This is a genomic window from Streptomyces sp. NPDC018026, assembly GCF_044327745.1.
GTDB lineage: Bacteria > Actinomycetota > Actinomycetes > Streptomycetales > Streptomycetaceae > Streptomyces > Streptomyces rubrogriseus.
The window spans coordinates 96,499-108,482 of the sequence record NZ_JBIRFY010000015.1 but is presented as its reverse complement, the minus strand read 5'-3'; the positions used below and the strand labels follow the sequence as shown (position 1 = coordinate 108,482).

11 protein-coding genes are annotated in these 11,984 nt (G+C 71.1%); 1 reads left to right on the top strand and 10 read right to left on the bottom strand.

The genetic code is table 11. The features are described from left to right. Window positions 1-23 precede the first annotated feature (23 nt). The 4 genes from ACH4D3_RS33925 to ACH4D3_RS33910 form a co-directional block, all read right to left on the bottom strand. Window positions 24-515, bottom strand: a complete 492-nt coding sequence (locus tag ACH4D3_RS33925) for a GNAT family N-acetyltransferase (protein WP_398330318.1) — start codon at window positions 513-515, stop codon at window positions 24-26. Then, a complete protein-coding gene (locus ACH4D3_RS33920; protein WP_398330316.1) occupies window positions 512-1,456 on the bottom strand; it encodes an RluA family pseudouridine synthase in 945 nt (314 codons plus the stop codon). Before ACH4D3_RS33920 ends, ACH4D3_RS33925 begins: the two co-directional genes overlap by 4 nt. A gap of 71 nt (window positions 1,457-1,527) precedes the next feature. Continuing rightward, window positions 1,528-2,133: a signal peptidase II gene (lspA, locus tag ACH4D3_RS33915; RefSeq protein WP_398330313.1), complete on the bottom strand. Its 606-nt coding sequence runs from the start codon at window positions 2,131-2,133 to the stop codon at window positions 1,528-1,530. A gap of 68 nt (window positions 2,134-2,201) precedes the next feature. Continuing rightward, window positions 2,202-2,909, bottom strand: coding sequence for a TraR/DksA C4-type zinc finger protein (locus ACH4D3_RS33910; protein ID WP_398330310.1), 708 nt, complete (start codon window positions 2,907-2,909; stop codon window positions 2,202-2,204). 553 nt (window positions 2,910-3,462) lie between these two features. Between ACH4D3_RS33910 and ileS the strand changes: the two genes are divergently transcribed. Beyond that, window positions 3,463-6,606: an isoleucine--tRNA ligase gene (gene ileS / locus ACH4D3_RS33905; protein WP_398330307.1), complete on the top strand. Its 3,144-nt coding sequence runs from the start codon at window positions 3,463-3,465 to the stop codon at window positions 6,604-6,606. A gap of 176 nt (window positions 6,607-6,782) precedes the next feature. Here the strand turns inward: ileS and divIVA are convergent, their stop codons facing one another. The 6 genes from divIVA to ftsZ all read right to left on the bottom strand — a co-directional run bounded on the left by divIVA (window position 6,783) and on the right by ftsZ (window position 11,848). Next, window positions 6,783-8,006 carry an apical growth/hyphal branching protein DivIVA gene (gene divIVA, locus ACH4D3_RS33900; RefSeq protein ID WP_398330304.1) on the bottom strand — a complete coding sequence of 408 codons (1,224 nt, stop codon included), beginning with the start codon at window positions 8,004-8,006 and terminating at the stop codon, window positions 6,783-6,785. Window positions 8,007-8,061: 55 nt separating this feature from the next. Continuing rightward, the gene (locus ACH4D3_RS33895; protein WP_007448661.1) at window positions 8,062-8,346 is read right to left on the bottom strand and encodes a YggT family protein; all 285 of its coding nucleotides are present in this window, start codon (window positions 8,344-8,346) and stop codon (window positions 8,062-8,064) included. Window positions 8,347-8,427: 81 nt separating this feature from the next. Further along, complete coding sequence (locus tag ACH4D3_RS33890) at window positions 8,428-9,069, bottom strand: cell division protein SepF (RefSeq protein ID WP_398330300.1); 642 nt, start codon at window positions 9,067-9,069, stop codon at window positions 8,428-8,430. A 128-nt stretch (window positions 9,070-9,197) separates the two neighbouring features. Then, window positions 9,198-9,917 (bottom strand): YggS family pyridoxal phosphate-dependent enzyme, encoded by a 720-nt coding sequence (locus ACH4D3_RS33885; RefSeq protein ID WP_398330298.1) that lies wholly within the window; start codon window positions 9,915-9,917, stop codon window positions 9,198-9,200. Window positions 9,918-9,923: 6 nt separating this feature from the next. Continuing rightward, window positions 9,924-10,652: a peptidoglycan editing factor PgeF gene (gene pgeF / locus ACH4D3_RS33880; protein WP_398330295.1), complete on the bottom strand. Its 729-nt coding sequence runs from the start codon at window positions 10,650-10,652 to the stop codon at window positions 9,924-9,926. Further along, window positions 10,649-11,848 carry a cell division protein FtsZ gene (gene ftsZ / locus ACH4D3_RS33875; RefSeq protein WP_398330292.1) on the bottom strand — a complete coding sequence of 400 codons (1,200 nt, stop codon included), beginning with the start codon at window positions 11,846-11,848 and terminating at the stop codon, window positions 10,649-10,651. The genes pgeF and ftsZ overlap by 4 nt, the downstream gene beginning before the upstream one ends. Between the last annotated feature and the right edge of the window lie 136 nt (window positions 11,849-11,984).

The window sequence follows — 11,984 nt, the reverse complement described above, 5'->3', positions numbered from 1 at the left end:
CACCAGCCGGTTCGGCGCCCCCGCTACAAGGAGCGCCGCATCGCGCGGTGCGGGATCCCGGCGTCGGGGAACTCGGGTCCGTACGCCTGGTACCCCAGCCGCTCGTAGAAACCCAGGGCGTGGGTCTGCGCGTGCAGGTCCACGGCGGTGAGTCCCCGTGCGCGGGCCGCCTCCTCGACGGCCCGGACCAGCGCGGCCCCGATGCCCAGACCGCGGGCCGCGGCGGTCACCGCGAGCCGGCCCAGGGAGCCGACGGCCGGGTCGCCGTCGCCGTTCTTCGCGGCGGCGGCCGTGCCGTGCAGCAGCCGCCCGGTGCCGAGCGGCACGCCGTCCGCCCGGATCGCGAGGACGTGCACGGCGCCGGGGTCGTAGGCGTCGTACTCGATGTCCTCGGGGACCTTCTGCTCGGCGACGAAGACGTCCTTGCGCACCGCGAAGCAGGCCTCGCGGTCGGCGGGGTCCTCGGCGACGCGCACCTCGTAGGACGGGGCCCGGGCCGGGCTCGGGGCGCTCATCCGTAGGTCTCCTCGCGGACCAGGTCGAGGGCCTGCTGGAGGTCCTCGGGGTATTCGCTGGCGTACTCCACCCAGTCGCCGGTGCCGGGGTGCTCGAAGCCGAGCCGCACGGCGTGCAGCCACTGGCGGGTCAGCCGCAGCCGCTTGGCCAGGGTGGGGTCCGCGCCGTAGGTCAGGTCGCCGACGCAGGGATGGCGGTGGGCCGCCATGTGGACGCGGATCTGGTGGGTGCGGCCGGTCTCCAGCTTCACGTCGAGCAGGGAGGCGGCGCGGAAGGCCTCGATGAGGTCGTAGTGCGTGACGGAGGGCTTGCCCTCGGCGGTGACGGCCCACTTGTAGTCGTGCTGCGGGTGGCGGCCGATGGGCGCGTCGATGGTGCCGCTGGTCGGGTCGGGGTGGCCCTGTACGAGCGTGTGGTAGCGCTTGTCGACCGTGCGCTCCTTGAACTGGCGCTTGAGCGAGGTGTAGGCGCGCTCCGACTTGGCCACCGCCATCAGGCCGGAGGTGCCCACGTCGAGGCGGTGCACGATGCCCTGGCGCTCGGCGGCGCCGGACGTCGAGATGCGGTACCCGGCGGCGGCCAGTCCGCCGATGACGGTCGGCCCGCTCCAGCCCGGGGACGGGTGTGCGGCGACGCCGACGGGCTTGACGATCACCACCACGTCCTCGTCGTCGTGCACGATCTCCATGCCCTCGACGGGCTCGGCGACGACCTGCACGGGCGCGGGCGCCTCGGGCATCTCGACCTCGAGCCAGGCGCCGCCGTGGACGCGTTCGGACTTGCCGACCACCGACCCGTCGACCTGCACCTTGCCCGCCGCCGCCAGCTCGGCGGCCTTGGTGCGGGAGAAGCCGAACATGCGGGAGATGGCGGCGTCGACGCGCTCGCCCTCCAGGCCGTCGGGCACGGGCAGGGTGCGGATCTCGGGAATCGTGCTCACCCGTCGAGTATGCCGGACGGCCCGGACACTCCCGAACGCGCGCTCAGTCCCGGTGCCCGCTCAGTCCTCGCTCAGTCCTTGTGGACGGTCCCGTCCGGATCCAGGCCCCGGAAGGAGAGGATCACGATCAGGATGCCGCCGCAGACGATCGCCGAGTCGGCGAGGTTGAAGACGGCGAAGTGCTTGGGCGCGATGAAGTCCACGACCGCGCCCTCGAAGACGCCGGGCGCGCGGAAGATCCGGTCGGTGAGGTTGCCGAGGGCGCCGCCGAGCAGCATGCCGAGCGCGATCGCCCAGGGCAGGCTGTGGAGCTTGCGCGCGAGGCGGGCGATCACGACGATCACGGCAGCGGCGATCACGGTGAAGATGATCGTGAACGCCTCGCCGAAGCCGAAGGCCGCGCCCGCGTTGCGGATCGCGGCGAACCGCAGCCAGTCGCCGATGATCTCGATCGGCTCGTGGTGCTCCAGCTTGGCGACCACCAGCATCTTGCTGCCCAGGTCGAGCAGGTACGCGAAGAGGGCGACCGCGAACAGCACGGCGACCCGCCGCTTGCCCCGGGGGCGCTCAGGAGCCTGCTCCTGCTTCTGCTCCTGTTCGGCGTCGGGCCGCTCCCGCCCGTCCCCCGCCGCGTCCGGGGTGTCCGGAGTACCGATGATGCGCTCCGCCTCTGCCACGTGAGTCCCTCAGCCTAGGTCCTTGACTGAGCACGAGGGTACGGCACACTCCCCGTCCCGGCTGCGGCTCAGTACCGGCGCTCCTGCTTCTGCTTGCACTCGACGCACAGGGTGGCCCGCGGGAATGCCTGCATCCGCGCCTTGCCGATCGGGTTGCCGCAGTTCTCGCACAGGCCGTAGGTGCCCGCGTCCAGGCGCTCCAGGGCTCGCTCGGTCTGGGTGAGCACCTCGCGCGCGGTGGCGGCCAGCGCCAGCTCGTGCTCGCGCGTGATGTTCTTGCTGCCGGTGTCCGCCTCGTCGTCGCCCGCGCCGTCGCCGGAGTCGCGCATCATGCCCTGCAGCGACCGCTCGGAGGAGTCGATCTCGGTGCGCAGCCGGTCCGCCTCGGACTGGAGCTCGCCGCGCGCCTCCTCGACCTCCTGCGGGGTCCAGGGTTCCTCGCCGGGGCGTACCGCGAGGTCGCCGGGGTCCGCGGCGGCGGTGCCGCGGGCCTTGGGAACAGCGGTCTTGGCCGCCGTGGCCGTGCCAGGAGTCTTCTTCGCAACCACCGTCGTGGCTCCCGTCTGCTCCGCGGCCTCGGCCGCGCCCACTTTCTTGGCCGTGCTCTTCTTCGCCGTGCTCTGCTTGGCCGTGCTCTTCTTCGCCGCGGTCTTCTTTGCCGGGCTCTGCTTCGCCGCGGTCTTCCTTGCCGCCTTCTTCTTCGCCGGGTCCCGCTCGGCGGCGCTCTCCTCGTCGGCGCCCTGTTTCGCGGCCGTCGTCTTCTTCTTCGCCACCATGGCCGCGGCCCCTTCACATATTGTGATCTTGCGCGCGAATCGTGCTGGGACGATAAATCGACTCCGGTCCCGCGGCAACGGGGCACGCCGCCCGATTCGCCCGCCCACCGTGCGCCGCGCGGCGAGCATGCATGCGTTGTGCCCAGCTCCCCGCCCGGTAATCCGCCGGAACGCCCCCCGGGCCGCCCGTGCGGGGAGCGCCCCCCGGACGGCGGCATTCGGGTCACGCAAAACCGGTCGGCCGTTGTCCGCGCGGCGCCGTACACTGGGGCCAGCGAAAAGCATGGATGGGGACGAGTAGCGGCGTCAGCAGCCCAGAGCGACCCGGGGACGGTGTGAGCCCGGGGGCGAGCGCGACGTGAAGATCACCCCGGAGCCGCCGGAAGAAAGCCGTGGCAGGACAGCCGCGGCGAGTAGAACCGGCTCGCGACCCCAATGAGGGGGCTCGCCGGAGCACACGACGCCCCGGCCGGGCCAAGGAGGGTGGTACCGCGGGAGCACGGCTCTCGTCCCTCCGACGGAAGGCAGCACGTCCGCCGGAGGAAGCTCGCTGATGACAACGCCTCAGTACCGCCAGGTACCCGCCCAGGTCGACCTGCCCGCGCTCGAACACGCGGTGCTCGACTTCTGGCGCGAGCAGAAGATCTTCGCCAAGAGCCTGGAGCAGTCCGAGGGCCGCCCCGAGTGGGTGTTCTACGAGGGCCCGCCCACCGCCAACGGCATGCCCGGCGCCCACCACATCGAGGCGCGCGTCTTCAAGGACGTCTTCCCCCGCTTCCGCACCATGCGCGGCTACCACGTGGGCCGCAAGGCCGGCTGGGACTGCCACGGCCTGCCGGTGGAGCTGGCGGTGGAGAAGGAGCTGGGCTTCACCGGCAAGCAGGACATCGAGGCGTACGGCATCGCCGAGTTCAACGCCAGGTGCCGCGAGTCGGTGACCCGGCACACCGACGCCTTCGAAGAGCTCACGACCCGCATGGGCTACTGGGCCGACCTCCAGGACCCGTACCGCACGATGGACCCGGAGTACATCGAGTCCGTCTGGTGGTCGCTGAAGACGATCTTCGACAAGGGCCTGCTGGTCCAGGACCACCGCGTCGCCCCCTGGTGCCCCCGCTGCGGCACCGGCCTGTCCGACCACGAGCTGGCCCAGGGCTACGAGACGGTCGTCGACCCGTCCGTCTACGTCCGCTTCCCGCTGACCTCGGGACCGCTGGCGGGCGAGGCCGCGCTGGTCGTCTGGACCACGACCCCGTGGACGCTGGTCTCCAACACCGCGGTCGCCGCGCACCCCGACGTCACCTACGTGGTCGCCACGGACGGCACGGAGAAGCTGGTCGTCGCGGAGCCGCTGGTCGCCAAGGCGCTCGGCGAGGGCTGGGAGACCACCGGGCAGTCGTACACCGGCGCCGAGATGGAGCGCTGGACGTACCGGCGCCCCTTCGAGCTGGTCGAGTTCCCCGAGCCCGCGCACTACGTGGTGAACGCCGACTACGTCACCACCGAGGACGGCACCGGCCTCGTCCACCAGTCCCCCGCCTTCGGTGAGGACGACCTCAAGGTCTGCCGCGCGTACGGACTGCCCGTGGTCAACCCGGTCCGCCCGGACGGCACCTTCGAGGAGGACGTCCCGCTCGTCGGCGGCGTCTTCTTCAAGAAGGCCGACGAGAGGCTGACCGAGGACCTTCAGACCCGGGGCCTGCTCTTCAAGCACATCCCCTACGAGCACAGCTACCCGCACTGCTGGCGCTGCCACACGGCACTGCTCTACTACGCGCAGCCGTCCTGGTACATCCGCACCACCGCCGTCAAGGACCGCCTCCTCCAGGAGAACGAGAAGACCAACTGGTTCCCGGACGCGGTCAAGCACGGCCGGTACGGCGACTGGCTGAACAACAACATCGACTGGGCCCTGTCCCGCAACCGCTACTGGGGCACCCCGCTGCCGATCTGGCGCTGCGCGGAGGACCACCTCACGGTCATCGGCTCCCGCGCGGAGCTGACCGAGCTGTCCGGCACCGACCAGTCGGCCCTGGACCCGCACCGTCCGTTCATCGACGAGGTCACCTTCGCCTGCCCGCAGGACGGCTGCGGGAAGACGGCCACGCGCGTGCCCGAGGTCATCGACGCCTGGTACGACTCGGGTTCGATGCCGTTCGCGCAGTGGGGCTACCCGTACAAGAACAAGGAGCTGTTCGAGAGCCGCTACCCGGCGCAGTTCATCTCCGAGGCCATCGACCAGACGCGCGGCTGGTTCTACACGCTGATGGCGATCGGCACCCTGGTCTTCGACAAGTCGTCCTACGAGAACGTGGTCTGCCTCGGCCACATCCTCGCCGAGGACGGCCGCAAGATGTCCAAGCACCTGGGCAACATCCTGCAGCCGATCCCGCTGATGGACCAGCACGGCGCCGACGCGGTCCGCTGGTTCATGGCGGCCGGCGGTTCGCCCTGGGCGGCCCGCCGGGTCGGTCACGGCACCATCCAGGAGGTCGTCCGCAAGACGCTCCTCACGTACTGGAACACGGTCGCCTTCCAGGCCCTGTACGCCCGCACCACGGGCTGGGCCCCGAGCGAGGCCGACCCGGCCCCGGCCGACCGCCCGGTCCTGGACCGCTGGCTGCTCTCCGAGCTGCACGCGCTCACCGACCAGGTCACCCAGGCGCTGGACGGCTACGACACCCAGCGGGCCGGCAAGCTGCTGTCCGCGTTCGTCGACGACCTGTCCAACTGGTACGTGCGCCGCTCCCGCCGCCGCTTCTGGCAGGGCGACAAGGCCGCGCTGCGCACCCTGCACGAGGTCGTCGAGACGGTCACCAGGCTGATGGCCCCGCTGACCCCGTTCATCACCGAGCGGGTCTGGCAGGACCTGGTCGTGCCGGTCACCCCGGGTGCGCCGGAGTCGGTCCACCTGTCCTCCTGGCCGGAGGCCGACCTGACGGCGATCGCCCCGGAGCTGTCGCAGCAGATGGTCCTGGTCCGCCGCCTGGTCGAGCTGGGCCGTGCCACGCGCGCGGAGTCCGGCGTCAAGACCCGGCAGCCGCTCAGCCGGGCGCTGATCGCGGTGGCGGGCTTCGGCGCGCTCTCCCCGGAGCTGCACACGCAGATCACGGAGGAGCTGAACGTCGAGTCCCTCGCCTCGCTGAGCGAGGTCGGCGGCTCCCTGGTCGACACGACCGCGAAGGCCAACTTCCGGGCGCTGGGCAAGCGGTTCGGCAAGCGGGTCCAGGACGTGGCGAAGGCCGTCGCGGCCGCGGACGCCGCCGCGCTGTCCCTCGCGCTGCGCGAGGGCACGGCCTCGGTGGAGGTCGACGGCGAGACGGTCACCCTCGCTCCGGACGAGGTGATCATCACGGAGACGCCGCGCGAGGGCTGGTCGGTCGCCTCCGACTCGGGCGCGACGGTGGCGCTGGACCTGGAGCTGACGGAGGAGCTGCGCCGGGCGGGCCTCGCCCGGGACGCGATCCGCCTGATCCAGGAGGCCCGCAAGAACAGCGGTCTCGACGTCGCCGACCGGATCGCCCTGCGCTGGACGGCCACGGACCCGGCGACGATCGCCGCCCTGACCGACCACTCCGGCCTGATCTCCGACGAGGTCCTGGCGACGGACTTCGCACAGGGAGAGGCGGACGACACGTACGGGGCGCCGTTCTCGGACGAGGGCCTGTCGCTGGTGTTCCGCCTGCGCAAGCAGTAGCCAAGGACAGCGCAGAGGGCCCGCATCCGCGAGATGCGGGCCCTCTGCCGTACCCGGCCGCAGCTGCGCCCACGCCGACGCCCCGCGCCTGAAGCCGCGTACGGCAAAGGGCGGGCCCCGGGTCAGAAACCCGGGGCCCGCCCTGAACGTTGCCGGAGGCTACGCCGTACTACAGATCAGTTGTCGTCCTCGTCGATCAGGAACCCGCGCATCGGCGAAGGCGCCTGTCCCATCGGCGACGGCCCCTGCGGCCGCACCGGTGCCATCGGCTGGGTCATCGCGGGCGACATCTGCTGCTGGCCGCCGTAGGACGGGCCGGACTGGCTCGGGCCGCTGCCCATCGACTGGTTGCCGCCGTAGGACGGGGCGCTGGCGCCGGCCGGTGCCATCGAGGGCGCCGGGGACGGCGGCAGCGACGGCGCGGCACTCGCCGGCGTGCGCGGCGGGGCGAGCGAGTCGTCCGCCTGGGTCTCCAGCTGGCGCAGCTGCGACTCCAGGTACGACTTCAGTCGCGTCCGGTACTCGCGCTCGAAGCCGCGCAGGTCCTCGACCTTGCGCTCCAGCGTGGCGCGGGCGGACTCCAGGGAGCCCATCGCGACGCGGTGCTTCTCCTGCGCGTCCCGCTCCAGGGCGTCCGCCTTGGCACGGGCGTCCCGCTCCAGACCCTCGGCACGCGAACGCGCCTCGCCGACGATCTTGTTGGCCTCGGAACGGGCCTCGGCGATCGCCTGGTCGGCGGTCTGCTGGGCCAGCGAGAGCACGCGGGCGGCGCTGTCGCCGCCGGGGCCGCCCTGACCGGGCATGCCGGGACCACCAGGGCCGCCGGGGCCCTGCGGGCCGCCCATGGGGCCGCCCATCGGACCGGGACCCATCTGGCCCTGCATCGGGCCCGGGCCCTGGCCCATCGGCCCCGGACCCTGACCCATCGGGCCGGGACCCTGCGGGCCACCCTGTCCGCCGGGGCCGGCGGGCAGCTGCGGGGCACCGCTCGGCAGCTGGGGCGGACCACCCATGGGGCCACCCATCTGCTGCTGCGGCGGGCCCGATATGCCGGCGGGCACCGGAGCGCCGGGACCTCGCATGCCCTGCTGCGGCATTCCGCCCTGCTGCGGCATACCGCCCTGCTGCGGGTGCCCCTGCTGGTGCGGCGGCGGCCCCTGCTGCGGCGGCTGCTGATCCTGCGGAGGTTCCGGAGGCTTGCGCATGTTCTGCTGGTTCTGCGCGGCCGCACGCGTGGCCGCGGCCAGCTTGGCGCGCAGGTCCTCGTTCTCGCGGAGCAGCCGGGTCAGTTCGGCTTCGACCTCGTCGAGGAAGGCATCGACCTCGTCCTCGTCATAGCCTTCTCGGAGGCGGACGGTCGTGAACTGCTTGTTCCGCACGTCCTCGGGGGTCAACGGCATCTCTTCACCTCAACGTTGTCGTCGGCATTCGGCAAGCCCGTATCTCTCTCATCGATCACAGCCGGCTCACGATCGAGATCAGGATGTAGACGATGATCATCAGTACGAAGAAGGACAGGTCGAGCGCCACGCCCCCGAGACGCAGCGGCGGGATGAACCGCCGCAGAAGCTTCAACGGTGGATCGGTGACAGTGTAGGTGGCCTCCAGAACGACCACCATCGCCTTGCCGGGTTGCCACGAGCGGGCGAACTGGAAGACATAGTCCATGACCAACCGGAAGATGAGCACGATGAGGAAGCACATCAGCGCGATGTAGACGACATCCAGGACCACGCTCATGACCTGTGCTTCCCTCTCCCCTGAACCATCTCTCGGACCCTGTCCCGGGCCCGTGTTCTTGCTCTGTACCGGTGGTGCGTCTCAGCTCTGGTTGAAGAACCCGCCCTCTGCGATGCGGGCCTTGTCCTCCGCCGTGACATCGACGTTAGCAGGAGACAGCAGGAACACCTTCTGCGTCACCCGCTCGATACTGCCGTGAAGACCAAACACCAAACCGGCCGCAAAGTCGACAAGTCGCTTCGCATCTGTGTCATCCATCTCAGTGAGATTCATGATCACCGGCGTGCCCTCACGGAAGTGTTCCCCGATGGTACGGGCCTCGTTGTAGGTCCGGGGGTGAAGTGTGGTGATCCGGTAGGGCTCTCGTTCGGACACGACCTTGGGCATGATGACCGGTGCGCTCTTTTCCAGGCTTGCGCGTTCTTGTGTGATGGACGCCACGGGCGCGATGCGCGCCGGACGGCTCGATTCCGCCGCGAGCGAAGCGGAACGGGGCATCGGCTCGCGCTGCGCGGGCGGTTGGACGACTCGTACCTCTTCGTCCCTTTGGGGCTGATGCGCACCATGCGGCTGGTGCGCCGGTTCGTGGCGCCGGTGATCCCGCTCGGGTTCCGGGTCCAGTTCGGGTTCGAAGTCGTCGTCGGGGTCGAACCCCCGGCCGTCGTACCCATCGTCCTCCACGAGGCCGAGGTAGACCGCCATCTTGCGCATCGCGCCGGCCATGCTCTGAGTCCTCCGCTCTGTGGTGGATCTGCCGACGACTCCAAGTGCCTGCGATCCACGAGGTCGTTGCGTCCGCCTTTCGGCGGTAATGACCATATTTTCTGCTGTGGTCCGACTTCTTGGCGACGTTACCCGAGCCCGGGTCGGACTCCGAGTACCGCAGTGCCGACGCGTACATGTGTCGCTCCGGCGGCCACGGCCTGTTCGAGGTCCGCACTCATTCCCGCGGAGACCATGTTCGCAGCCGGATGGGTCCGGCGCACGCGGGTCGACAAATCCATGAGGTGCTCGAACGCCGCCTGTTGGCGCCCGGCGTACTCGCCGGTGAGCGGGGCCACGGTCATCAGTCCGTCGAGGCGCAGCCCCTCCGATCCGGCGACCAGGTCGGCCAACTCTTCGATTCCGGCGGGCGCGACACCGCCGCGCTCCCCGCGGCCGCCCTCCCCGGCGTCGAGCGCCACCTGGAGGAGGCAGCCCACCTCGCGGCCGGTCCGTACGGCCTCCTTCGACAGGGCCGTGACCAGCCGGGCCCGGTCGACGGACTGCACGACATCCGCGTAACCGACCACGGACCGCACCTTGTTGGTCTGCAACTGACCGACGAAATGCCATGAAAGCGGCAGATCCGAACAGGCGGCGGCCTTGGGCGCCGCGTCCTGGTCGCGGTTCTCCGCGACGTGGCGCACCCCCAGTTCGGAGAGAATGCGCACATCGTCCGCCGGGTAGGTCTTGGTGACCACGATGAGGGTCACGTCCCGGCGCGGGCGGCCCGCGGCCGCGCACGCGTCGGTGATGCGCTGTTCCACTTTCGCCAGGTTCGCGGCGAGTTCGTGCTTACGGTCCGTCATGCCCCATCAGTCCAGCCACACATAGCCCGCGAGCCGCCCGGTGGTGCGGTCGCGTCGGTACGAGAAGTGGTCCGCCGACTCCCGGGTGCACACCGGCGACTGCGCCCGGTCGCGCACCCCGAGGCGCTCGAGCTGCGCGTGCACTCCGGCGCTCACGTCCACCGCCGGCGTGCCCCAACTCGTGTCGGCGTACGCGGCCGGCTCGACGGCGGCCACCTCGGCGCGCATCTCCTCGGGCACCTCGTAGCACCGGCCGCACACGGCGGGTCCGGTGCGGGCGACGATCCTGGCCGGTTCCGCGCCCAGTTCGGTCATGGCCCGTACGGCGGCGGGGACGACCCCGGCGACCAGGCCGGGCCGGCCCGCGTGGGCCGCGGCGGCGACGCCGGAGACCGGGTCGGCGAGCAGGACCGGCACGCAGTCGGCGGTGAGGACGGCGAGGGCGAGACCGCGCTCGGCGGTGACGACGGCGTCGGCCCGCGGGACCGGGCGGTCCCCCCAGGGCGCGTCGACCACGGCGACGTCGGCCCCGTGCACCTGGTTCATCCAGACCACCCGGGCCGGGTCGACGCCCAGCGACTTGGCCGCCAGCTCCCGGTTGGCCGTGACGGCGCCGGGGTCGTCGCCGACCGCGCCGCCGAGGTTGAGCTCCTCGTACGGAACGGCGCTCACTCCGCCCCACCGGTCGGTGAAGCCGAAGTGCGCGCCGTTCACGGTGTCGCGCTGTCCTATCACTTCAGGAAGTCCGGCACGTCCAGCTCCTCGGCCGCGCTGTCCGAGTAGGTCCGCGACGGCGGCACCGGCGGCGGGGAGACCGGCAGGTCGGCGACCGGCTCCGGCGCGGGGGCCGGCTCCGGGTCCTCCTTCGGCTTGACGCTGCCGAGCGAGCCGAAGGACGGGCGGCTCTCGGACGGCCGGGCCGGGGTGGGCTCCTCGCGCTTGGCCGAGGAGGACCCGAGGACGTTGTCCCGCTTGGACGGCGGCTGGCCCCCGTCGAAGCCGGCCGCGATCACGGTGACCCGCACCTCGTCGCCGAGGGCGTCGTCGATGACCGCACCGAAGATGATGTTGGCCTCGGGGTGGGCGGCCTCGCTGACCAGCTGGGCGGCCTCGTTGATCTCGAACAGGCCGAGGTCGGAGCCGCCGGAGATGGAGAGCAGCACACCGCGGGCGCCGTCGATGGACGCCTCGAGCAGCGGCGAGGAGATCGCCATCTCGGCGGCGGCCACCGCGCGGTCGTCGCCGCGGGCCGAGCCGATGCCCATGAGGGCCGAACCCGCCTCGGACATGACCGACTTCACGTCGGCGAAGTCCAGGTTGATCAGGCCGGGGGTGGTGATCAGGTCGGTGATGCCCTGCACACCGGACAGCAGCACCTGGTCGGCGGACTTGAACGCGTCGAGCACGCTGACCTGGCGGTCCGAGATGGACAGCAGCCGGTCGTTGGGGATGACGATGAGGGTGTCGACCTCTTCGCGGAGTTCCGCGATGCCGTCCTCGGCCTGGTTGGCCCGGCGCCGTCCCTCGAAGGTGAACGGGCGGGTGACCACGCCGATGGTGAGGGCGCCCAGCGAGCGGGCGATGTTGGCCACGACGGGCGCGCCGCCGGTGCCGGTGCCGCCGCCTTCACCGGCTGTCACGAAGACCATGTCGGCCCCCTTGAGGACCTCCTCGATCTCCTCGCGGTGGTCCTCGGCGGCCTTGCGGCCGACGGCCGGGTTGGCTCCGGCGCCGAGTCCGCGGGTGAGTTCGCGGCCGACGTCGAGCTTGACGTCGGCGTCGCTCATCAACAGCGCCTGTGCGTCGGTGTTGATGGCGATGAACTCGACGCCCTTGAGACCGACCTCGATCATCCGGTTGATGGCATTGACACCACCGCCGCCGACACCGATGACTTTGATGACTGCGAGGTAGTTCTGCGGTGCTGCCACGTCGAAGGCCTCTCGCCTCGAGTTACGTGTCGCCCGACCGCCGAAGCACTGATGCCCCCGCGACCCGACGACTGATGCCGATTGGGACGGTCCGTAGCGCCGACCCGAACCCTAACGCTGAAGTTTAGGGTTACCA